Origin of the sequence: Microbacter margulisiae (genome assembly GCF_014192515.1) — a bacterium.
GTDB lineage: Bacteria > Bacteroidota > Bacteroidia > Bacteroidales > Paludibacteraceae > Microbacter > Microbacter margulisiae.
In genome coordinates this window covers 227,507-251,232 of the sequence record NZ_JACHYB010000001.1, presented here as the reverse complement: position 1 = coordinate 251,232, position 23,726 = coordinate 227,507, and the positions used below count along the sequence as shown (strand labels likewise).

Below are 23,726 nucleotides of genomic sequence, written 5' to 3'. Positions count from 1 at the left end.
TTCAACTTGTTATACACAAGAACAAAGATATTAACAATCCGACACCTGTCAATGCTTTGTCAATCCGTTTACAATCATATATTCTGTAATAATTTCCAGTAATTCGTCTCCAAATTGGCGGATTCGTTTTGCTCCGATACCTTTAATGGTACTTAATTCTTTTTTAGAAGAAGGGAGCATTGTAGTGATTTCTTCCATTGAAACTTGCCGTAAAACCGCATGAGGTTCTATACCAAGATCAATTGCTTTTGCATTCCGCCAAGCTCTTAATTGCAAATAAAGTTCTTGATGCGGAACAGCAATAGAATATTTTTGATTTTTCAGATGTTCCTTCCGTTGTTCTTTTTCAAAAGCATAAGCTGCATTTGACCTGCTTTTCAAATAGTCCTGAATATCAAATCCTTCAATACAACTTTCTAAACAATATTTTTTCTCCCATGCTTCTTCAAACAGTTGCAAGATTTGTTCATCCCATGTTTTTTGAACAGTCTGATTATCAGTTTCAATATGAATTTTTTGCAAAACTGATAACACTATGGATTCTATTTTATCGACATAATAAGAGATGGCTTTTTGAATGCGGGCTTGCAACGGAGAATTAGCTGCAAGCGGTTCGTTAGATTGCAAAAGCAATGTCAATCGATCGCTAAAGCGCATATTTACATCCATTACATCCCGATCAAAATTGGTCTTCATAACCACAAGCTCTTCTACATTTAAGCCTGTGATAACCGTTTTATATTTCTCAAGCAAAGAATATAACTTATTGATATTTTGAGCTATAATTTTAAAGTCAAACAATTCGGTCAATAATTGAACAATATATTCTTTGCTTGCCATTTCTAACATTTTTGCAGTTGGGCGCTCCTGTTCGCATTTTGCAGTAAATGTTGTTATTTCCCAGTCAATAGGCATTGCATCTTCAGCAAACAAAGAAGATAAAACTAGTCCATCCAACGACCGACAACGGCTTAATGCCACATAAACCTGACCATGAGCAAAAGCAGCTTTCGCATCAATAGCCACGCGATCAAACGTTAATCCCTGACTCTTATGAATGGTAATTGCCCAGGCAAGCTTCAGAGGAATTTGAGTAAATGATCCGATGGGTGTTTCTTCGATCTCTTTAGTTTCTTCATTAAAAATATATTGCATATTTTGCCATTCCATCGGAGTAATGGTCAGCGAATCTGACTCTCCATCACACAACACAGACACAGAATCATCATTAAGAGCGGTGATTACGCCGATTTTCCCATTATAAAATGCTTTAGCCTCTGAGGAGTCATTTCGCAAAAACATAACGCGAGCCCCCTTTTTCAACTCTAAGGAACTGTCTGTAGGAAACATAGATATCGAGAATTCCCCGGTAACAACTGCTTCAAAACGATGAGACTTTGCAGGCAACCTTTCCAAATAATCAGCATTAACACGCTGTGCCTGATTATTGTGCGTCGTTAAAATAATATGATCTTCCGAATGAAAATTAGAGACATAACGGCTTTTTAAAAGATTATAGACGGCTTTCTCCAGTCGATTTTCACGCACAGAATTCAACAAATGAAGAAATTGCTCGTCACGCTGGCGATATATATGCTCCAATTCAATGGTAATAAAATTCGTTTTCTGCAGTGCATAACTCCCAAAAAAATAATATGTATGATAGTAATCATTTAATAAAATCCGATCGGTATCCGTCACTACAGGCGGTAATTGTTGCAAATCGCCTATCATTAAAAGCTGTACGCCGCCAAAGGGAGTAGCATTTTTGCGAAAACGACGCAAAGCCGCATCTATTGCATCCAATAAATCAGCACGCACCATGCTGATTTCGTCAATGATCAACAAATCGAGATTGCGAATAATTTCAATTTTGATCTTTGATAAAGATTTCTCGTTTGTAGCACTATGTTCAACAGGAATAAACGGAGAGAGAGGTAATGAAAAAAAAGAATGAATAGTTACTCCTCCTGCATTTAAGGCTGCCACACCCGTTGGAGCAACCACAACCATCCGTTTTGGAATAAGCTCCTTGATTTGTTTTAGTAAAGTTGTTTTCCCTGTCCCAGCCTTTCCTGTCAAAAAAAGATTACGATTCGTATTCCGAATATAACCCAACGCTAAATTGGCTTTTTCATTTTCAGCAAATGTAAAGGTTTCCATTGACATTGATTTTTTCAGCATTAGGATAGTTTGGACAGACACAAAAGATTGAACTACATCAAAGCACCTTATTTTTCGGTACAGTAGCGATAAAATCCTTCAAATAGAAAGGTTCAAAGTAGGCCGTATCAACAAAATTACCAATTTGAAAAGCATTCTCGGCTAAGGCAACCATATCACTTGCTTGGGGAACAATATAGTCTGCAAAATGTGCATGAGGGTGCGTTAGATGCGGTTTACATTTTTCTGCGCCATTTCCGAAAAACAACACCGGATATTGTTCTAACCATTGAAGGTAAATATTCTCATCCACAATATCAGCCGTAGTAGGCCGAACAACATTTAATTGATAATCAAAAATAGCAGAAAAGACTTCCATCCGGCGGGCATCCAGCATGGGACATAGCAACATGGCTTCATTCGACGAATTAGATTGTGTAGCACTAAAAGCAAGTAGTTGAAGCGTATCAATCGAAATCAAAGGCACATGCCAACCAAAGCATAATCCTTTAGCCATTGAAACACCAATACGTAAACCAGTATAAGAACCCGGTCCACAACTAACAGCTACTGCATCTGGACGCACTGATTGTAAACGCATTTCGTTCAAAATTTCATCAACAAATCTGGCTAAAAGCACTGCATGGGAAGGACCTTCAAAAGAGATACGGTTAGCTACGAGTTTCCCATTTACGGACAAAGCAACAGAACAAACAGAGGTTGAAGTCTCAAGATGAAGAATAACAGGCATAAAATATTTGCGTACTTACATTAACTTACTCGTGTAAGCCAATCGATTGGACAAAATTAATTTGCAAATGTACACTTTTTAACCCAAAACCCGTACATTTGCATTCTAATTTTAATCAGCTCAATCATGCTTCAATCTATGACGGGGTTCGGTAAAGCAACCCGTGAAATTGCAAACGAACAAATTACTGTTGAAATCAAAACATTGAATAGCAAACAAATTGACATATCTCTCCGTATGTCTTCCATATTCAGGGAAAAAGAGCTTGATTTGAGAAAACTGATTACCCAACATCTGGAAAGAGGTAAAGTCGATGTATCCATCGCCATCACCAATTCAAACGAAAAATCAACTCAAAAAATCAATGCAACTGTATTTCAAAACTATTACGAGCAAATTCTGCAATTAGCAGAAGAAAATCAGTTACCTGTTCCTCAAAATTGGTTTGATATCATTTTACGGATGCCACAGGTTTTTGCAAACGAAGAACAAATACTGGATGATTTTGAATGGCAAACCATTTTAGACGTTACGCTTGAAGCATTACAGCAAGTGAAAGAATTTCGGCTGCAAGAAGGGCAAACATTAGAAAAGCTTTTCAATGAAAAACTGGATCACATTCAGAAATTGCTTGACTTGGTTTCTCCATTTGAGGCAGAACGCATTGAACATATTAAAACACGACTACATGAAGGCATTCAAAATGTAGGCGAAACGTACAATGCAGACCGATTTGAACAAGAATTGATTTATTATATTGAGAAACTTGACGTCAATGAAGAAAAATCACGGCTTCAAAATCATCTTGACTATTTTCGCTCTACGATGGCTACCGAATCAAGCTCGGGAAAAAAGCTGGGCTTCATAGCACAAGAAATGGGGAGGGAAATCAACACATTAGGTTCTAAGGCCAATCATAGTGAAATGCAAAAGATCGTCGTATTGATGAAGGATGACTTGGAACAAATTAAAGAACAAGTACTCAATATCTTATAAAAATATTGCATATATATTACCTATCAACATATTTTTGAATGAAAGAAGGAAAAGCCATCATTTTTTCAGCCCCCTCTGGAGCCGGTAAAAGCACTCTTATCAATTATCTAATGCAGGAAGTGCCTTCGTTCCAATTCTCCATTTCCGCTACCAATCGTTTACCGAGAGGCAATGAGCAAAACGGTGTAGAATATTATTTTCTTTCGACAAAAGATTTTCTTCAAAAAATTGAAGACGGAGAATTCATTGAGTATGAGGAAGTTTATGCCAATAAGTATTACGGCACACTCAAAAACGAAGTAGAAAACAAACTTGCTCTTGGAACAAATCTTTTCTTTGATGTAGATGTAAAAGGAGGATTAAGGCTCAAAGAATATTTTGGAGAACGGGCTTTATCAGTCTTTGTCAAACCGCCATCCATTGAAGAATTAAAAAATCGGCTCATTCATCGTGGAACAGAACCGATCGAAGTAATTGAAGAACGACTAAAACGCTCTGCCTTGGAATTGGAATTTGCTCCAAAATTTGATATTGTCGTAGTAAACGATAACATTTTTGAAACAGTACCAAAAGTCAAAGGGTTGATTGGTGACTTTTTATCCAAATAAGAAACTATTCAAAATTAAAACTCAGCACAACAGCTCTTGAGGTCATTTTTGATAGTTCGTTGGTATATAACGGATTTGCTCCGGAAGGAGGGGTTGAATTCAATAGATTATTCAAGCCAAATGTAAATTTCAGCTCAGGAGCTAAACGGAAATACTTAAAATAAAAATCACATCCAACTCCGGCCGCAATATAAAAATCAAACGGTTTTAGTGCAACCTGAGTATTTCCGTCTCCATCAACGCCGTCATGAGATAAACTATAGGTCATCCCGCCTCCCAACAACACATAAGGACGTGAGTGCCCATACCAAACAGCTCTATACTTCACAAATACAGGAATATCTATCAAAGACGATTTAAAATCAATTGTAGCAGGAACTGACTTATTGACTCTTAAAGAAGAATCCTGATAGGTCACTACACGATCAAGTAAATTCAATGTGGGGACAGTACGAAGATCGAAATATTTGGACAACCGCTTATCCAAGATCAAACCTACAGTAAAGCCAGGCGTTACAGAAGAAACCTGCGCACCTTGAAACTGTTTTATATTGGTCGGAGTTACACTAAAATTGAAAACATTAAAACCCAGCACAAATCCATAGTGCCACGGACGGTCATCTATTTCCCGGAAACTGTTATCTTGAGCAACTAACGCTTCAGTCCAAAATGCCACAAAAAACAATGCCACCAGTCCGATTTTTTTCATATGCTGCCTTTTATAATGTTTCTTTGTATAACGGCAATTTTTAAGAAATAGTATTTCGCTATGCTTAGTTTTTAGAAAAAAGCGAATTCATCGCCCTTTTCTGCAAAACATATTATTTTCAACGAATCAAATTCTTACCAGTCATTTCCTTGGGTTGCTCAATACCCAATAATGTACAAATAGATGGAGCCACATCAGCTAAAATTCCATTTTCAACATGAGCTGCTTGATTCTTTGAAATATACACAAACGGAACCGGATTAAGTGAATGAGCAGTATTCGGGGTACCATCCGCATTGAGTGCATTGTCTGCATTGCCATGATCTGCAATGATAATCACGTCATAATCATTTTGCTTAGCAGCTTCCACCACTTGTTCCAAACAATGATCAACAGCAACCACTGCTTCTTCAATTGCTTCATATACGCCGGTATGTCCTACCATATCGCCATTAGCAAAATTCACTGTAATATATTGGTATTTTTGTAATTGAATGGCTTCAGTCAATTTATTAGCAACTTCATGAGCACTCATTTCGGGCTTTAAATCGTAAGTTGCTACTTTCGGTGATGGCACCAAAATACGGTCTTCATTGACAAAAGGTTCCTCGCGTCCACCCGAGAAGAAAAATGTAACGTGGGCATATTTTTCAGTTTCTGCGATGCGTAATTGGTGCATGCCGGCTTTCGCAACAATTTCTCCCAATGTATTCTGAACATTATCTTTATCAAACAAAATATGCAGTCCTTTAAATGACGCATCATAAGGCGTCATGGTGCAGAAATACAAAGGCATTGTATGCATTCCCTGCTCCGGCATATCATGTTGGGTCAAAACAATCGACAATTCTTTTGCGCGATCATTTCTGAAATTAAAGAAAATAATCACATCATCCGGTTGAATGGTAGCCAGTGGAGCGCCATCAGTATCTACATGAACAATAGGTTTGATAAATTCATCCGTAACACCTGCATCATAGGATTGTTGAACAGCCTCTGCCATATTTGTTGAAGGAGTACCTTGCCCTTGTACCAGCAAATCATATGCTTCTTTGACCCTATCCCAACGTTTATCCCTATCCATGGCATAGTACCGGCCAATAACAGAAGCAATTTTTCCAGTTGATTTGGACAAATGGTTTTCCAATGCTTCAATGAAGCCTTTTCCACTGCGAGGATCGGTATCTCGTCCATCCATAAAGCAATGTACAAATGTTTTATCAATGCCGTATGACTTGGCAATATCGGTCAGGGTAAAAACATGATCCAATGAGCTGTGAACTCCGCCATCTGAAACCAAACCCAACAGGTGAATTTGTTTATTTTGTTCTTGAGCATAACGAAACGCTTTTACAATTTCAGGGTTTTCATAAATAGAATGATCACGACAAGCAATGTTGATTTTCACCAAATCCTGATACACCACACGTCCGGCGCCAATGTTTAAATGACCCACTTCCGAATTTCCCATTTGCCCATCAGGTAACCCCACCTTTTCGCCTGATGCATCAAGTTGTGCATGAGGATAGTTCTGCAACAATGTATCCCAATATGGGGTAGGCGTTTGTGCAATAACATTTGCTTTCGTCTGACCACCGAGTCCCCAACCATCGAGGATCATCAATAATACTTTCTTTGTCATACAAATCATTTTAACGGCTTTGCTCCATCACGAGCATGTTCAAACCATAAGTTACACAAAATTATTTCCAGTTCTTTTTAAAGTTGAATTCTCAATACATAGAAGCTCTATGACTGATCACCAAATTCCATCAGATAGGCTTTTATAAATTCATCAATATACCCATCCATAACAGCCTGTACGTTGGATGTCTGATAGTTAGTCCGGTGATCTTTCACCCGGCGATCATCAAAGACATAGCTTCGTATCTGCGATCCCCATTCGATTTTCTTCTTGCCGGCTTCCACTTTCTGTTGTGCTTCACGTCTTTTTTCCAGTTCCATTTCATAGAGTTGAGATTTCAAAAGTCTCAAAGCGTTTTCTTTATTACCAAACTGGGAACGGCTTTCTGTATTTTCAATCACAATACCGGTAGGCAGGTGATGCAATCGCACGCCTGTCTCAACCTTATTGACATTTTGCCCACCAGCCCCGGAGGATCTGAATGTATCCCATTCAATATCTGCCGGATTAATAACAATCTCAATGCTGTCATCTACCAAAGGGACGACAAATATCGACGCAAAGGAGGTCATTCGCTTACCTTGCGCATTATACGGAGAAACCCTGACTAGGCGATGAACCCCATTTTCACTTTTCAAATAACCGTACGCATATTCACCTTCAATTTGCATGGTGACCGTCTTAATGCCAGCCTCATCACCATCCAACCAGTTGGTAACGGTAACTTTATATCCTTTCGATTCGCACCAGCGTTGGTAAAGACGGAATAACATCGACGCCCAATCCTGGCTTTCTGTGCCTCCGGCGCCAGCATTAATCTTAAGAACAGCACCTAATTTATCTTCTTCGTGGCGCAACATATTACGAAGTTCCAAAGCTTCTATCAGATTCATAGCATGCTGATATGCAGCCTCAACCTCTTGTTCTTCTGCAGCACCTTCCTTCAGAAAATCAAATGCTAATTCCAACTCTTGCACAGCAGCAACAACCTCATTGTAGCCATCTATCCACATCTTAATGCTGCGTACTTTTTTCATTTGTTCTTCTGCTGCTTTTTGGTCTTCCCAAAAATTCTCCACATGCGTACGCCGCTCTTCTTCTTCAAGTTGTATTAATTTCTCATCGACGTCAAAGATACCTCCTCAACGCATCTTCGCGTTCTGACACTGCTTTCAGTTGTTCAGTCGTAATCATTTATAGTAAAGGGATTTAAAAATATAAGTTGTCGGATTTTTCGAATACAAAGATAGCTTATTTTGCCCAATGCCACAACATTACATAATGACAAAATCATCAATATAATTGAATGTAGCACCTGGTTTTGTGATAGCTTTTCTTTAAAAACTGATTTTATCGTAACCGTTTTGTAACAAAAAGCAACTATCTTTGTGATGTAAGCTTTGTCTTGAACATGAATCTTAGTTGTCATCCCATGCCTATCGAATTTATACAATACGTTCATGAATATGGTCTCATTGTTATTTTTGGATTTCTCTTCTTACAAGAAGTCGGAGCTCCTACACCTTTACCCAATGAGATGGTACTTATTGTTTCTGGTTACCTGGCATACTCCAATTTGTTTATTCTTCCTGAAATAATTGTTACGGCATTTGCAGCCGATATTCTTGCAGCCGCGATTTTATATATTCTTTTTGGATTGATTGGAAAATTCATTATAACCCAAAAGCCAAAATGGTTTCCAATCTCATATGTACGACTTCAAAAAATGAGTGAAACAGTTGATAAACGTGGTTGGAAAGGTATTTTTATCGGTCGACTGACGCCTTTTATACGAGGATATGCTGCTGTAGCATGCGGCTTTTTGCATGTTAAGCGTTCTCATTATTTTTCGGCAGTAGCATTCAGCTCTGCAATATGGGCAATTTTTTATATTACAATTGGTTATATGGCTGGTCCTCACTGGGATAAATTTTCTCAAGAAATTGTTTATCTTCCCTATTTCTTATTAGCCGTACCAGCAACAGTAGTTATCATATTCATTATCAATCTAATAAAATCAACTCACAAGGCCAATGAATAACTTATCTTCTATTCATGTTACAACAAAAACCGACAATCAACAATTCAGCCATAGTTTAACCGTATAAATGTAATATCGATGAACATACACATCATCTATGAAACATCAGTTAAAGGGAATGGCGTTTATACTTCTTTTATTGAGCATATTGACTTGATGAAATCGAAGAACGATGTCGGAATCATTATAAACGAAGAAAAAGGACATGGAGATATTTTGCACAGTCATACTTACGGCCCGTATTATTTTTGGAAGGGTATAAAATACAAACACAGGCGTGTGTTGACGGTTCACGTTATTCCTGATTCCATCAAAGGTTCTTTGCCGATGTGGAAATTGATGCTGCCTCTCTTTAAACTCTATTTTAAACATGTCTATTCATATGCAGATGTCTGTATTGCCATATCGCCTCACGTACATGACACGATTAAATCATTGGGATCCAAAACAAATATCATTAATATCTACAATCCTATTTCTATTGAAAAATGGCAACGGACAGACGAGATGCGCCAACAAGGACGTGCTTTATTAGGATTAAAAGATGACGTATTTGTTGTTCTTGGAGTAGGCCAATTACAAGCAAGAAAAGGAGTTGAAGATTTTATCGATATTTCGGAGCAAATACCTGAGGCTCAATTTGTCTGGGTGGGTGGCCGTCCTTTCAAAACCATTACAGAAGGCATTGCTCGTATCGACAACCGGATTCAACATGCCAAATCAAATATTCATTTTACCGGCATGCTTGATTTGGAAAAGATGCCTTTGGTTTATGCCGCAGCGGATGTAATGCTCTTTCCTTCCTATCAGGAAAATTGTCCCCTTGCTCCAATAGAAGCCGCTTGCAGCGGAATTCCCGTTATATTCAGGGATTTGCCTGAATATGTATCGTTGTACGAAAATCCTTATTTAAAAGCAACCACCACGCAGAATTTCATTGAGATGACGAAAAGGCTGATGACTTCCCCGGCAGAGTATCAAGCTGGTCTGAATATATCAAAACAGTTGATTACCCAATTTGACAAAAACATAGTCCGCCAAAAATTGCTGAATGTCTATACGGAACTTTGTCAAAAAAATCATCCTTCGTACATCTCATGATCGGATGTAAATCTTCATCATATTTTGATTTTGATCTATTGTTCATTATATTTGCAGGCAATAGAAATCAAAGGAAATGCCACGTCCGAAACGCTGGAGAAAAGTAAGTAATCCTCCTATTATATCAGGTTTTAAGCCATATGGGTCATCCATTGACAATGACTCAGCCGAAAGCATATTTCTTCGTTTCGAAGAGTATGAAGCAATCCGTTTATGCGATTACGAAGGCATGAATCATCATGAGGCTTCCATGGAAATGCAGGTCTCCCGGCCTACACTAACGCGTATTTATGCCATAGCAAGGCAGAAAATTGCAGAAGCTTTTGTGATGGGGAAGCAAATCATCATCGAGGGGGGAAAAATTTATTTTGACAGCGATTGGTATAATTGTCATCAATGCGGAAGCTATTTCAACCGCCTCAACAAACAGGAACCGATAATCCGTTGTCCTTTATGCAACAGCGACCAGATTGCTTCTGCAGATCAATCCGCCGAATATCCCGAAACGTTTTCAAATAACGGACGATGTACATGCCCAATTTGTGGATTTTCCAAACCACATGTTCACGGAATGCCTTGTAAACATGAAATTTGCCCTCATTGCCACGGCCATTTAAGGCACTCATGACATTCAATACATCATCAAATGAAAATTGCTATCACTGCTTTAAAAAACTCACTGGACAGTCCCGTTGACACTCATTTCGGAAGAGCTGCCTACTTTGTCATTTACGATAAGGAGCTCAAAAGTATTGAATTCCTGCCCAATCAGTTTCTGTCAATGGATGAAGGAGCAGGCGCAGCAGCCATGCAATTTCTCGCTGAGCATGGTGTTTCCCAGGTCATTTCAGGAGAGATAGGCCAAAAAATTAAAGCATTGATTGACAGTCTGCGCATTCAAATGATTATTTTGAAAGACAACACAAAAACTATTCATGAAATCATTGATTTGCTTGATAATAACCATGAAAAGGCAGCAGAAGTCAACGTAACAGAATACAATCAAACAGCTAACTTCAATAAAAATAAAACAATGAAAAAACGTATCGCTATTCCATTGGAAAATGGCAGATTATGTCAACATTTCGGACATTGCCAGCAATTCTCCATCATCGATATTGATGAAAACAGTCAAGTAGGGAACGAAGAACGCATCACTCCGCCGGAGCATCAACCGGGTTTATATCCTGCCTGGGTGGCACAGCATGGCGTAACCGATGTCATCGCCGGTGGAATGGGACAAAAAGCAATCGATTTATTCCATCAGCAAAAAATAAATGTCTTTGTCGGCGCCGAAATGAAAGAACCCAAAGCGTTGGCAGCAGATTTTGCGACCAACACCCTACACGCCGGAGCCAATTATTGTGATCACTAAAAATTTCTTATATGCTTTTTGACGAACGCTGTAAGGGCTGTTTTAAACGGACGTATGAAACGCTTTTACAAAAGCACGCTGCTAATAATGCACAAAAGGAAGAACTCTTCACCTACATGGAGCAGGTCATCTCCGGGGATGAAGAGCTGTCAACGCCGGAATTGCAGCGGGTTTTACAACATAAAGTGCAGACAATTTTAGCCATAGACGATTTCTATCAAAAAGAGAAATGGCAAAACAATGAAGTTGCTTTAGCGCTCTATCCGCTATGGAAAAGTCGCGTCGGGAATGCTGCCGATCCGTTTACTTTAGCCATGCGATTAGCCATTGCCGGCAATATTATGGATTACGGGGCAAATCATACCTTTGATATAGAAGAGACGATTCATCATGTTATCGATAAACCGTTATCGATTGACCATTCATCTTTTCTGAAAAAGAAGATTGCCGAAGCCAAATCTATCCTCTATTTAGGCGACAATGCCGGAGAAATTGTATTTGACCGTCTGTTTCTTGAAACCATAGAGCATCCCAATGTGACTTTCGTAGTACGTGGAGGAGCAACGATTAATGATGCGACGCTGGAAGATGTCCAGGCTACAGGAATGCAACATGTGGCCAACGTCATTACCAATGGATTTGATGCTCCTTCGACAATACTCGAACGTTCAAGCGAACAGTTCCGTCAACATTTTGAAGCAGCCGATCTTATCATCTCCAAAGGACAGGGAAACCTGGAAGGACTTTATGCTCTTCATGATCCGCGCATTTTCTTTATGCTAATGGCCAAATGTGATGTCATTGCCGGCTTTATAGGTGCCGAAAAAGGAAATTGTGTCGTATATAATGAAGCATTCCACCATGCGTTAAAGTCAAATTCATTAAAGGACAACCCATGAATGCGCATGCTAAGACGGCTCCCTTTGAAGCACACCTTGATGTATATGAACAATGGTTTGAAGAGAACCGGTTTGCCTATTTATCCGAAATAGAAGCGATCAGGAAAGTATGGCCATCGCAGGGAAGAACAATTGAGATTGGCATTGGAAGCGGACTATTCGCTTTACCTCTTGGCATAGCCGAAGGAATAGATCCGTCGCCTGCCATGCGAGCAAAAGCAATCCAACGGGGACTTAACGTGACAGAGGCTGTTGCCGAGAAGCTTCCCTATCGTGACTCGTCGATTGATGCCGCATTAATGGTAACCACCATTTGTTTTGTCAACGATCCTTTGGAAACATTTCATGAAACAGCCCGTGTATTAAAACCTGGCGGAGTATTGGTTGTTGCCTTTGTCGATCGAAACAGTCCAATCGGGCAATCCTATCTTCAACATCAGGATAAAAGCCTGTTTTACAAAGAAGCGACATTTTTTTGTACGCAAGAAATAACATCATTGCTCCATCAAACCGGTTTTTTTATATCAGCCATCTACCAAACTATCTTTACCGATATCAAAATCTTGCAAACTGTCGAAATTCCCCGAACGGGATCTGGAGAAGGCAGCTTTATTGTAATCCGCGCAGAAAAACAATGAATTATTGTCCCCATCATATAGCAACATCATAAACAGTGCGACACTCCCCTATGCCTTTTAATATTATCAAATACGGCGATGACAGATTACGGCAATCTTCAAAATCGATTACCAAAAATGATCAGCCTGCAGAATTGATTCAAATGCTTTTTGAAACATTGGCACAGCAGGGAGGTATTGGATTGGCAGCACCTCAAGTCGGAATCAACCAGTCTGTTTTTGTGATTGATACCACCCTGCAAACAAATTCAGATGATGCTTGCAAACCGTTCAAAGCCGCTTACATTAATCCGGAAATAACCTGGTTTAGCGAAAAGAGCTGCCGGTTTAACGAAGGATGTTTAAGTGTTCCATCCATTTACAAAGATATAGAACGCCCCTCTTCCATCCGTGTTCGTTATCTCGATACAACATTCAACAAAGTGGAAGAAACATTGCATGGCATCAAAGCGCGTATTTTTCAGCATGAATACGATCATCTGGAAGGCGTTTTATTCATCGATCATTTACATCCAATCCGGAAATTATTCATCTGCCATAAGCTACTTTACTTTCGAGGAAAGTTTCTCCATTCTCAAAAAAAAGAGTTGAAAATGGGAGTCTGACAAGGAAAACAAAACTGGAATAATCCCCCCAGTAACACAAAAACAGCCCGAAGCATATTATCTTTGTTTTTTTCAACGCTATAAAAATGAAACCACTTTGCAAAGCCGACGATACCTTTTGGGAATTAATTGTAGCCGAACCTGAAATCCTGCTTGTGATGAATCGTTTCGGACTTTCCCTTGGCGTAGGCGATAAAACCATACATGAAGTTTGCCAGGAGAAGCATATTGACGAAAATACTTTTCTTGCCATCAGCAATCTTACCATCCATGACGATGAAGATTACACGATTTCGCCCGAACATATTTCTCTAAAAACGCTCACTGACTATTTAATAAATGCACACGATTATTTTTTCAATTTCCGGTATCCGGCCATCAGGCAAAAATTAATTGCAGCAATCGATCGTTCCGATGAACAATTCTATGCACTGATGCTTCGCTATTTTGACGAGTATGTTCATGAACTCCAAATGCATACCGATTTTGAGGAAAAGACCATCTTCTCCCATATCATTCCTGCACAGGATGTGGCAGACGCATCCCATATGCCAATCGGGAACCTCCATCGTTGGCACGAACAAATCAACTTGAAAATGAATGAAATAAAGAATATTATCATCAAATATTTTCCACCTAACGAGGATGCGTCGGCCCTCAACCTGGCAGTTTACGATCTCTTTGCCTGCGAAGAGGAATTCAATATCCATTGCCGTATCGAAGACCTGCTTTTGACGCCTGCCATCCTTGCCAACGAATCAAAAGCGAAGAAAAAAAGATGATGAACGAGATGCTCAAAATAGTTATCGCCGAGCCTTCCGAGCTGATCCGGAAAGGATTGGTAGCTCTGTTGAAACAAATTCCTAAATTAAAACTCCAGATTATTGAGTCGAGCAATATAGAGGAACTCCCATTCATGTTAAAAAACCATTCTGTTGATTTGCTGTTTATAAATCCGGCTTATTATGGTTTTGATGCCGGGAAAAAACTTAGAAACGGGACACAATCGAGTCATATCAAGATGATTGCACTTGTTTATCATCCGGTTGACGACACATTAACAGGACTATATGACGATTCGTTCTCACTATATGATACAACGCAGAAACTGGAAAGACTGATAACGGCGTTTCAAAAAACGGAAGAACCCGCTGCTGCCACGCATCAACCGCTCAGTACACGTGAACAGGAAGTTATCGCCTGCATTGTAAAAGGAATGACCAACAAAGAGATGGCAGAAAAGCTTTTCGTCTCAAGTCATACAATCATCACACACCGTCGTAATATTGCAAAAAAACTTCAAATTCACAGTACAGCCGGATTAACGATTTATGCCATAGTCAATAAGCTGGTACGGCTTGAAGACATCAGCACCGAGCAAAACAGTGCCGAATTCAAATGATTTATTTACCTGAGATTGCCGTAAAAAAAGGAATATCTGGCAGAAAAGATACGTGTTGGCGTTCGTAGTCGACCTGACAGCAAAAATGTTTCAATCCATTGCTTATCAATAAATAGGATACTTTAAGCATGATATTGTATCGTGCTATTTGATCGAATGTTTGTTGTGTGATTTCGATTTCGGGAGCCTTAAACTCAGCAATCAGCAAAGGGTTTCCCTCCCGATTATAAACTATTGTATCACAACGCTTTTTTACCCCGTTTTGCTGTAACGAAATCTCATTAGCCATCAAAGCCGATGGATAGCTTTTTTCCGAAATTAAATATTCCACCACATTCTGACGCACCCATTCTTCAGGAGTCAATGCGACAAAACGCTTCCTCAACCGATCAAAAATAACCGGTTTGCCCTGTCGATTTTTGATTTGAAACGAATAAACCGGTAAATTAAGCTCAATCATAATACATTGACAACGTAAAGATAATAATCAATAATAATTTTTCTACAACCTAAATGAATTAGAATTCAAAGATACGATCTTTCAAACATACTCGGACAAAATGACACTCCGCTTAATTTCAGTACAAAATCAATTGGAATTCACCATCTGAGATATAGATAATCAGAACAAAGAAGAAAACGCAAAATTTATGTAACTTTGAACGCAAAATCGAATAAACGCATAATCTGGCGTCTGTATTCCAACATAAAAATGTTTTCAATGAAGACAAAAAAAGAAATTGTAGAAAACTGGCTGGTACGTTACACAAAACGACCTCTGGAAGCATTTGATTCTCATATTCTTTTGACAAACTTCAATAATTACGTTGAGCTTTTTGCCAATCGCTTCGGCGTACCTGTATTTACGGAAGGAACCATGACCAATGCTTCTGCGGCAGGCATTACGATCATAAACTTTGGGATGGGGAGTCCAAATGCAGCTTTAATCATGGATCTGCTTTCCGCCATTCAACCGAAGGCCGTTCTTTTTTTAGGAAAATGCGGAGGATTAAAAAGCAAAAATCATCTGGGTGATTACATTCTACCCATAGCAGCTATTCGGGGAGAAGGGACTTCCAACGATTTTTTCCCTCCCGAAGTGCCTGCTCTGCCTGCATTTAGTTTACAACGTGCCGTTTCGTCAAATATTCGTGATTTTGGGAAAGATTATTGGACAGGTACGGTCTATACCACAAACCGCCGAGTGTGGGAACACGACCAGACATTCAAACAATATTTACAAAAAACCAGGGCGCTGGCCATTGACATGGAATCAGCCACATTATTTTCGGTGGGTTTCTACAATGGGATACCGACCGGGGCATTATTGCTCGTTTCGGACATGCCTATGACTCCTGAAGGAATTAAAACAGAAGCCAGCGACAAAAACGTGACCCATAATTTTGTGGAAGAACATCTTGAAATAGGTATCAAATCGCTATCGTCAATAATTCATAACAGTAGCACTATAAAACACCTGCGATTCGAATAATGGCCAAAAGCAATACGATAACATACCAAGCGATACTCAACAAACTACGGGCTAAAGAGTTTGCTCCAATCTACTATTTGATGGGAGAAGAAGCCTATTATATTGACAAGATAAGCGATTACATCGAATCCCATATCCTGACGGAAGAAGAAAAAGCATTCAACCAAACGATATTCTATGGCAAGGACAGTAGCATCGGGGCAATCATAAATGCGGCAAAACAATTCCCGATGGGAGCCCCGTATCAGGTCATCATCGTAAAAGAAGCGCAACAGCTTAAAGCAATTGATGATCTTCGGTTTTATCTCGAAAAACCGCTTCCTACTACCCTGTTGGTTTTTTGTCATAAAAATGGCAAGCTGGATCGCCGTAGCAAACTCGTGCAGGAAATTGAAAAAAAAGGGATTTTATACACTGCGGACAAAATATATGACGATCAGGTTCCAAAATGGATTACCGAATATTTAGCCGAAAGAAAGATCACGATCACCACGAAAGCAGCAGAAATGTTGTCGGAATTTCTGGGAAATGATTTAAGTAAAATTGCTAATGAGTTAGAAAAACTGATTATTACCAAACCAACGAACATGCCGGGAATTACACCGGAATTAGTAGAGAAAAACATCGGCATCAGTAAAGATTTCAATAATTTTGAGCTCCTCAAAGCACTAATTTCTAATGATATACTAAAATCGAACCGTATCATTCGTTATTTTGCCACCAATGAACGTGCAAACCCCATTTCGGTAACTTTAGTTGTGCTATTCAACTTTTTCAGCAATTTATTGGTTTATCACTCACTACCGGAAAAAAATGATGCAATTGCAGCTAAAGCCTTGGGAGTCAATCCCTATTTTGTAAAAGATTATGCCGCAGCATCACGAAGATTCCCGGTTACCAAAACAGAGCAGATTATCTCTATGCTCCGCAATTACGATGCCCAGTCAAAAGGGATAAGCAATAGTTCGGCAGACGCAGGTGAGTTATTGAAAGAGCTCATTTATAAAATACTACATTAACATGAAAAAAATTATCCGCCTTTTACTCAATCATATCCCGCGTAAATATCTGCAATTATTCAGTCATTTTGTCCTTAGAATCAGTTCAATATTTTATCGGGGACACAAAATTGAATGCCCTGTTTGTCATCATCATTTTCGAAAGCTATTACCTTACGGATATGTATCGTCGCGGGAAAATGCCCTGTGTCCTTCGTGCCTTTCCCTGGAACGGCATCGGCAGATCTGGCTGTTCCTGGATCGGAAAACCGGGTTTTTCCACCAACAAGGGAAGATGCTTCACATTGCACCCGAATATTGTTTCATCAAACGGTTTCAACAGCTCACGCAACTTGACTATTATTCGGCAGACTTGGAATCGCCCCTTGCAAGGGTGAAAATGGATATTCAAAACATCCCGTTTGAAGACAATACATTTGATATGGTCATGTCAAATCATATTCTTGAGCATGTGGACGACGACCGTCTGGCGATGCAGGAATTATATCGCGTCATGAAACCCGGCGGCTGGGGTATTATCCAGTCACCTGTCAACCTGAATCGTACTACAACCTACGAAGATAAATCGATAACAACTCCTGAAGAGAGGCTGCGCCATTTTGGACAAAAAGATCATCAACGCGAATATGGGCGCGATTATGCCGACCGCTTGCGAACTGCCGGGTTTGAGGTCAGTGAAATTCCTTTGGCAAGCTTCATCAATGAAAACGAAGCCCTGCTTTATGCCTTAACTCCCAATGCAGAAGCTGCAAAAGATACGATTATCTATTTCGTACAAAAAAACATGTAACCCATTCCGCTGTCATTTACAAAATAAAAATAGTAGACATGAACCGTTTTTTATTGCACCTGTTTATCATAAGCTTATTTGTTGTTGAAATACTACAGTCAGTACAAGCTGAGAATTTTCCCAAACGTGAATTCCGGGGTGTATGGATTCCGACAGTTGGCAACACACGATTCCAGCATATGACCCCACAAGCCATTCAACAAGAATGGAGTGCAATGCTGGATACTTTTCAACGAGCCGGCATCAATGCCGTTATGTTTCAGGTACGTCCTGAAGCTGATGCATTTTATCCTTCAAAGATAGAACCCTGGAGCCGTTTCCTGACGGGAGAACAAGGCAAAGCACCAAATCCGGTGTGGGATCCGCTGGCTTTTATGATCAAAGCATGTCATGAACGCAATATGCAACTGCACGCCTGGTTAAATCCCTACCGCGTCACCCTGAACGACAAGGAAAAGCTTTCGAAAATGAATAAAAAACACCATAGAATATTTATCAAATACGGGAAACAACTTTATTTCGATCCGGGCAATCCCGAATCATGGAAAATCGTAACAAAAGTTGTTGCCGACATTGTTACCCGTTATGATGTTGACGGAATTCATTTCGATGATTACTTTTATCCCTACCCCATCAGAGGAGAACGATTTAATGACAATGCTTCGTTCAGGAAATGGGGCAAAAAAGAAGGCTTCACAAAAAATGAACGGGACATGTGGAGACGCAACAATGTAGATGAATTGATCAAGGAAGTATCGGAAACAGTCCATCGTATCAAGCCATGGGTTGTGTTCGGCGTGAGTCCTTTCGGTATATTTCGTAACGCCAGCGATACGCCTGACGGCTCCGGAAGCAACACCCACGGACTAAGCAATTACAGTGACCTAAATGCCAATGTCTTGCTTTGGGAAAAATATCACTGGATCGATTACGTTGCACCCCAGCTTTATTGGACGATTGGCAACCCGGCTGCAGATTATGCAACGCTTATTCGTTGGTGGAGCCAAAACACGTATGGCACAAATCTCTATATTGGACAAAGTATTATGACTTTTCAGGCAAAAGATCTAAAGGATAACACTAAGACACAATTTGCTGCAAAAATGAGGCTGGAACGCGAAACTCCTAATATACAAGGTAATATTTGGTGGTCCGGATATCAACTGGCTCAAAATCCTTTTGGAGCAGTGGACACGTTAGCAACCCACTATCAACGATATCCTGCCCTTATTCCTCTGTATCCTTCGTTAAGCAGGGAAGCTCCGCAACCTATTCATGATGTGAGGGTGACACTTGAGAACTGTCATTTGCAAATACGATGGACTCCGGTGCCGGCAAAAGATGAAATGGGGAAAAGTTCTTCCTTCTGCATCTATCGTTTTGGATTGAATGAACCGATTGATTTGCGTAGTGGAAGTCATATTGTTTCTATTCAACGTGACACAATATATACCATCCCCAATGCGCAACAACGGTCAAAATATGTAATCACCGCATTGAACCGATTGGATAATGAAAGCGATCCATCAACGCCAATCTTGATTGGAGAATAAAGGAAAATCAGCGTTCTGTGACTTTCGTGGTAATGACGCCATCGAAAAAGCCAACTTTCATGATGTCGCCTTCTTGTACAGATGATTTGGAGACAACTCGCTTCCCTGCAACGGATGCTAAACAATAGCCTTTCTCTAAAATAGCAACCGGATTGACATACTTTAATTTATTCTCCAGAAGCCCGAGGGCATGATGGTGATCTGTGATTTTCTGTTTCATATCCGAGCGGAGCAAATTGTTCAAACGGGTTACATTTTGTTGACAAACAGAAATCTGCTGCGTAGAAATGCGATGCAAAACAGATAATTTACGGATAAGATCTTCTTTTTGTGAAGTGGTTCTTCCCATAAGCAGCGAAGGTAATGACCGGGTAATACGCTGCAACTGCTCTACCTGGCCCTGATATAAAATGGCTACCTTTCCTTTTAAGATGTCGATATCTTGTAACAACAGATCATGGGCGTATTGAAATTTATCAATCAAAAATTCCGCTACAGCAGTAGGCGTTTTCAAGCTGGCAAATGCAACATGATCAATTAAAGTATCATCGCGAAAATGACCGATGCCGGTCAACACCGGAATAGGAAACTGAGCGCAATGTGCAGCCAAAAGATAACGGTCAAAACTACTCAAATCCGCTACAGCGCCTCCACCCCGTAAAATAACTACTACATCAAAATGTTGTACATGATCAAATATAGCATCTAAAGCTGTAATGACAGATTGTTCTGTCAAGTCTCCCTGCATGACAGCAGGAAACAAATGCGTATAAAACATGTATCCAAATCTGTTTTGATGCAATTGATCTACAAAATCACCGTAGCCAGCCGCCGTCTGGGAAGAAATAACGGCTATTCGCTGTGGTAAAAAAGGGAAAGACAACTGCTTGTTCATATTCAGCATTCCTTCCGCCTCCAATTGCTTCAATAATTCAAGCCTTCGGGTAGCCATTTCTCCCAACGTAAATATGGGATCAATATCCTGAATGATCAAGCTAATGCCATATAGTTCATGGAATTCGATATTACAGGCTGCCAGGATTTTTATGCCAGCTCTCATCGCTTCACCTGTAGTCGCCTCAAAGTAAGCTCTCAGAAGCTTATAAGTCGACGACCAGATCATAGCCTTCATTTTAGCGGCTATTCTATCATTATGATTTTCTTTATCAATCAGCTCAAGATAGCAATGTCCATTGGCATTTTCCCTGAATTCACTGATTTCAGCACGTACCCATACAGGCAATGGAAACGCATCGGCCAGTTTTTCTTTGATGAGTTGGTTTAATTCGAACAAAGACAAACTCTGTATATTGTCATTTTGCATCATGTCCGAAAAAAATAAGGAGGAGAATCAATATACCTGCTCAGCCACTCTTTTAACACTCTGGGTAGCCATCAATGTATAAAAATGAATGCTGGGCACGCCATGTTGTTTCAACTCTTTGGCTTGCATTGTGCACCATTCCACCCCAACTTCGGTAGCAGCAGCATCCGTTTTGCACTTATTCAATTCAAGCACCAAAGGTTCCGGCATATCCACATGAAATATCTTAGGTAATGCGGTTAACTGGTTCATGAAGGTAATCGGCTTCAAGCCAGGAATGATTGGAACATTAATACCCTCAGCACGACATCGATCGACAAACGCAAAATATTTTTCGTTATCAAAAAACATTTGGGTGACAACATACTCGGCTCCACGTTTTACCTTTTCCTTAAGCCAATAAATATCGGAGTCCATATTAGGCGCTTCATCATGCTTCTCCGGATAACCTGCCACGCCATAGGAAAAGATAGCCTCAGTATGTTCCATTGACGATCCATCGAGGAATTTTCCAGCATTAAAATCATTGACCTGATCCTGCAGATCGATGGCATGCGCATGTCCATCATTTGTTTGTGCAAAGTTTTTTTCATGTTTTGCTTTATCGCCACGTAATACTAACAAATCATGAATTCCCAAGAATTGCAGATCAATTAATGCATATTCCGTTTCGCTTTTAGTAAAACCGCTGCAAATGAGATGGGGAACTACGTTTATTTTATACTTATTTTGAATAGCTGCAGCAATAGCTACTGTTCCGGGACGGTGGCGTTCAGCCATTTTTTTGTATAAATTATCACCTACCTCTTTATAAACCAATTCACTTCGATGGGTAGTAATATTAATATATTTGGGATCAAAGGGACGAAGCAAATCAATGGTCTGATAAACACGAACGATATTATTCCCTTTTAAGGGGGGTAAAATTTCAAAAGAAAATGCAGTTGTTTTTGTATTAGAAATCAAATCTATGACACGCATAATGACAATTTAAAAGCAATTTGAAAGATTTTTGTTCATTTTGAGCGCAAGTTACACATTTTTCTGCGCATTTTAACCGAAATGTTTATGGAAAGTATTATCTAACGCCTGTAGCAGACGTCAAGACAACATTAACTTCGCCGACCAGAATTTTCGAAGTAGCCCGGATAGGAATTCTTGCTGCATCATTGGTAACCCATATCAGGATATCATCTTTTCCACTAAAAACTTTTCCCTTAATGGTGCTCACCCTAAATTTTGAGCATGAATAAGATCGATCTTCATTATCTGTACACATTTCATTGCCTATATATTGGATAGAAATTGGATAAATTTTACCATCTGTAAATGTATTGATTACAAATCGCTCTCCAATATTCATGCCAGAAAAGTTGAATGTACGAAAATAATAGGCAGCCGTCAAGATATCAAAACAACTCCCTTTAATTTTTTCTTTACCAATAGAATTTCCTCCGGAGTTTCGAATAATATGATAATCAATCATTCCACTATCTTGATTGAACACTGCACGATCATCAACCTGATAAGACCCCTCCGTGGCTTTCCGTGTTGCCAGCACAGGCGCTAATGTTTTGGCATTCACTGTAGAGATGTAGTTTTCTCTCACTTTAAAAAACGGATCATACCTTTTAAAGCTTTGTCCAATGGCTTGCAATGTAATATACTTTGCATTTTCATTTGGCAGAACTGAAAGTTTTATGGAAGCGGCAGGTATCCACAAAAAACCCAAGTGATAATATGCTTTGTATTCCAATTGTTCTCCCGGCAAAAAAGCATTTTGCGCACCTAAAAGGTTATGGGAAGATATTGAAAAGAAAATAAGTAGAAAAAATATAATGACGCGATTACCATGCATGGAATCAAAAGATTGCGGGAATAATTTTGACTTTTATCGAATTGCTATAAAAAAGAAAGGGTTGTCTCACGACAACCACAATCAATTATTAACCTTAAAATCTAATACCATGAAAAACACAGTGCAAAGGTAAAACCTCTACAATAGGTTTTGCAACTTATTTCCATATTTTTCATATTGATTAATTTCCATTTACAATATCTCTGTTTTGTAGTTGGAGTATACAGTAAAGAATAGAATAAATGACACTTCGTATTGCAATAATAACATAAAAAAACGGAGAAAATTTCTCGCGTTAATCTTTAGGGGTATCCTTTCAGAGAAGAATAGGTTTAAAAAAGAAAGGGTTGTCTCACGACAACCACAATCAATTTATTAACCTTAAAATCTAATACCATGAAAACACAGTGCAAAGATATATCGATTAGGATAGTTTATCCAATTATTTTCCACATTTTTGAAAATGATTAAATTCCATTTGCATAAATCATTATGATGCCAGTAAAGTTACTGCAGTAGGCAGCTGTTTTATTTTAATGAAGGGGATGGTTTAAAAAAGAAAGGGTTGTCTCACGACAACCACAATCAATTTATTAACCTTAAATCTAATACCATGAAAACGTTGCAAAGATAAGCTTTGATAATGGGAAAAAGCAAATTATTTGGAGATTATTTAACTTAATTAGTCTCAGTTTACAAGCCTCTTGGAATGCATAGACTTTGGACAACAACAAACCATATAAAATAAAAATAATCT

At 39.3% G+C, this 23,726-nt stretch carries 24 protein-coding genes; 15 read left to right on the top strand and 9 right to left on the bottom strand.

Annotated elements, in window-relative coordinates; translation table 11 throughout:
* Positions 1-48: 48 nt before the first annotated feature.
* On the bottom strand, positions 49-2,163 hold the full coding sequence (locus FHX64_RS01115; protein ID WP_183412009.1) for an AAA family ATPase: 2,115 nt from the start codon (positions 2,161-2,163) through the stop codon (positions 49-51).
* Between the two features lie 58 nt (positions 2,164-2,221).
* Positions 2,222-2,914: a tRNA (adenosine(37)-N6)-threonylcarbamoyltransferase complex dimerization subunit type 1 TsaB gene (gene tsaB / locus FHX64_RS01110; RefSeq protein WP_183412007.1), complete on the bottom strand. Its 693-nt coding sequence runs from the start codon at positions 2,912-2,914 to the stop codon at positions 2,222-2,224.
* 126 nt (positions 2,915-3,040) lie between these two features.
* On the opposite strand from tsaB, the gene FHX64_RS01105 reads away from it, so the two are divergent.
* Both FHX64_RS01105 and gmk read left to right on the top strand, forming a co-directional pair.
* Positions 3,041-3,910, top strand: a complete 870-nt coding sequence (locus FHX64_RS01105; RefSeq protein ID WP_183412005.1) for a YicC/YloC family endoribonuclease — start codon at positions 3,041-3,043, stop codon at positions 3,908-3,910.
* A gap of 38 nt (positions 3,911-3,948) precedes the next feature.
* A complete protein-coding gene (gene gmk / locus FHX64_RS01100; RefSeq protein ID WP_183412003.1) occupies positions 3,949-4,518 on the top strand; it encodes a guanylate kinase in 570 nt (189 codons plus the stop codon).
* Positions 4,519-4,522: 4 nt separating this feature from the next.
* Here gmk and porT read toward each other — a convergent pair whose 3' ends face one another.
* The 3 genes from porT to prfB form a co-directional block, all read right to left on the bottom strand.
* Complete coding sequence (porT, locus tag FHX64_RS01095) at positions 4,523-5,227, bottom strand: type IX secretion/gliding motility protein PorT/SprT (RefSeq protein WP_183412001.1); 705 nt, start codon at positions 5,225-5,227, stop codon at positions 4,523-4,525.
* Positions 5,228-5,345: 118 nt separating this feature from the next.
* Positions 5,346-6,869, bottom strand: coding sequence for a 2,3-bisphosphoglycerate-independent phosphoglycerate mutase (gene gpmI, locus FHX64_RS01090; protein ID WP_183412000.1), 1,524 nt, complete (start codon positions 6,867-6,869; stop codon positions 5,346-5,348).
* A 107-nt stretch (positions 6,870-6,976) separates the two neighbouring features.
* Positions 6,977-8,066, bottom strand: a protein-coding gene (prfB, locus tag FHX64_RS01085; RefSeq protein ID WP_183411998.1) for a peptide chain release factor 2 whose coding sequence is annotated in 2 segments (ribosomal slippage) — positions 6,977-8,002 and positions 8,004-8,066 — 1,089 coding nt in all. Because the reading frame shifts where the segments join, the coding sequence is not laid out codon by codon here.
* A gap of 238 nt (positions 8,067-8,304) precedes the next feature.
* Between prfB and FHX64_RS01080 the strand changes: the two genes are divergently transcribed.
* From FHX64_RS01080 to FHX64_RS01040, 9 genes are all read left to right on the top strand, one after another.
* On the top strand, positions 8,305-8,913 hold the full coding sequence (locus FHX64_RS01080) for a DedA family protein (protein ID WP_221202112.1): 609 nt from the start codon (positions 8,305-8,307) through the stop codon (positions 8,911-8,913).
* Positions 8,914-8,991: 78 nt separating this feature from the next.
* Positions 8,992-10,014, top strand: coding sequence for a glycosyltransferase family 4 protein (locus tag FHX64_RS01075; RefSeq protein ID WP_183411994.1), 1,023 nt, complete (start codon positions 8,992-8,994; stop codon positions 10,012-10,014).
* Between the two features lie 76 nt (positions 10,015-10,090).
* A complete protein-coding gene (locus tag FHX64_RS01070) occupies positions 10,091-10,642 on the top strand; it encodes a DUF134 domain-containing protein (RefSeq protein WP_183411993.1) in 552 nt (183 codons plus the stop codon).
* Positions 10,643-10,660: 18 nt separating this feature from the next.
* Positions 10,661-11,389 carry a NifB/NifX family molybdenum-iron cluster-binding protein gene (locus tag FHX64_RS01065; RefSeq protein ID WP_183411992.1) on the top strand — a complete coding sequence of 243 codons (729 nt, stop codon included), beginning with the start codon at positions 10,661-10,663 and terminating at the stop codon, positions 11,387-11,389.
* An 11-nt stretch (positions 11,390-11,400) separates the two neighbouring features.
* Entirely contained in the window at positions 11,401-12,288 is an 888-nt protein-coding gene (locus FHX64_RS01060; RefSeq protein ID WP_183411990.1) for a damage-control phosphatase ARMT1 family protein, read from the top strand.
* Entirely contained in the window at positions 12,285-12,926 is a 642-nt protein-coding gene (locus tag FHX64_RS01055; RefSeq protein ID WP_183411988.1) for a class I SAM-dependent methyltransferase, read from the top strand. The genes FHX64_RS01060 and FHX64_RS01055 overlap by 4 nt, the downstream gene beginning before the upstream one ends.
* A gap of 50 nt (positions 12,927-12,976) precedes the next feature.
* A complete protein-coding gene (def, locus tag FHX64_RS01050) occupies positions 12,977-13,531 on the top strand; it encodes a peptide deformylase (protein ID WP_183411986.1) in 555 nt (184 codons plus the stop codon).
* 86 nt (positions 13,532-13,617) lie between these two features.
* Entirely contained in the window at positions 13,618-14,313 is a 696-nt protein-coding gene (locus FHX64_RS01045) for a hemerythrin domain-containing protein (RefSeq protein ID WP_183411984.1), read from the top strand.
* Positions 14,310-14,933: a response regulator transcription factor gene (locus FHX64_RS01040; protein WP_246392259.1), complete on the top strand. Its 624-nt coding sequence runs from the start codon at positions 14,310-14,312 to the stop codon at positions 14,931-14,933. Before FHX64_RS01045 ends, FHX64_RS01040 begins: the two co-directional genes overlap by 4 nt.
* A gap of 1 nt (position 14,934) precedes the next feature.
* Here the strand turns inward: FHX64_RS01040 and FHX64_RS01035 are convergent, their stop codons facing one another.
* The gene (locus FHX64_RS01035; RefSeq protein ID WP_183411983.1) at positions 14,935-15,393 is read right to left on the bottom strand and encodes a type I restriction enzyme HsdR N-terminal domain-containing protein; all 459 of its coding nucleotides are present in this window, start codon (positions 15,391-15,393) and stop codon (positions 14,935-14,937) included.
* A 261-nt stretch (positions 15,394-15,654) separates the two neighbouring features.
* Between FHX64_RS01035 and FHX64_RS01030 the strand changes: the two genes are divergently transcribed.
* The 4 genes from FHX64_RS01030 to FHX64_RS01015 are packed head-to-tail and all read left to right on the top strand — an operon-like array spanning position 15,655 to position 19,787.
* Complete coding sequence (locus FHX64_RS01030; protein WP_183411982.1) at positions 15,655-16,425, top strand: AMP nucleosidase; 771 nt, start codon at positions 15,655-15,657, stop codon at positions 16,423-16,425.
* Complete coding sequence (gene holA / locus FHX64_RS01025; protein WP_183411981.1) at positions 16,425-17,444, top strand: DNA polymerase III subunit delta; 1,020 nt, start codon at positions 16,425-16,427, stop codon at positions 17,442-17,444. Before FHX64_RS01030 ends, holA begins: the two co-directional genes overlap by 1 nt.
* A 1-nt stretch (position 17,445) precedes the next feature.
* On the top strand, positions 17,446-18,234 hold the full coding sequence (locus FHX64_RS01020; protein ID WP_183411980.1) for a class I SAM-dependent methyltransferase: 789 nt from the start codon (positions 17,446-17,448) through the stop codon (positions 18,232-18,234).
* A gap of 38 nt (positions 18,235-18,272) precedes the next feature.
* Complete coding sequence (locus FHX64_RS01015; RefSeq protein ID WP_183411979.1) at positions 18,273-19,787, top strand: glycoside hydrolase family 10-like protein; 1,515 nt, start codon at positions 18,273-18,275, stop codon at positions 19,785-19,787.
* Between the two features lie 7 nt (positions 19,788-19,794).
* On the opposite strand, the gene xseA is transcribed toward FHX64_RS01015, so the two are convergent.
* The 3 genes from xseA to FHX64_RS01000 all read right to left on the bottom strand — a co-directional run bounded on the left by xseA (position 19,795) and on the right by FHX64_RS01000 (position 22,969).
* Positions 19,795-21,114 carry an exodeoxyribonuclease VII large subunit gene (gene xseA / locus FHX64_RS01010; protein ID WP_246392257.1) on the bottom strand — a complete coding sequence of 440 codons (1,320 nt, stop codon included), beginning with the start codon at positions 21,112-21,114 and terminating at the stop codon, positions 19,795-19,797.
* Between the two features lie 24 nt (positions 21,115-21,138).
* A complete protein-coding gene (metF, locus tag FHX64_RS01005; protein ID WP_183411977.1) occupies positions 21,139-22,092 on the bottom strand; it encodes a methylenetetrahydrofolate reductase [NAD(P)H] in 954 nt (317 codons plus the stop codon).
* 97 nt (positions 22,093-22,189) lie between these two features.
* Positions 22,190-22,969 (bottom strand): DUF3108 domain-containing protein, encoded by a 780-nt coding sequence (locus tag FHX64_RS01000; RefSeq protein ID WP_183411975.1) that lies wholly within the window; start codon positions 22,967-22,969, stop codon positions 22,190-22,192.
* Positions 22,970-23,726: the final 757 nt, after the last annotated feature.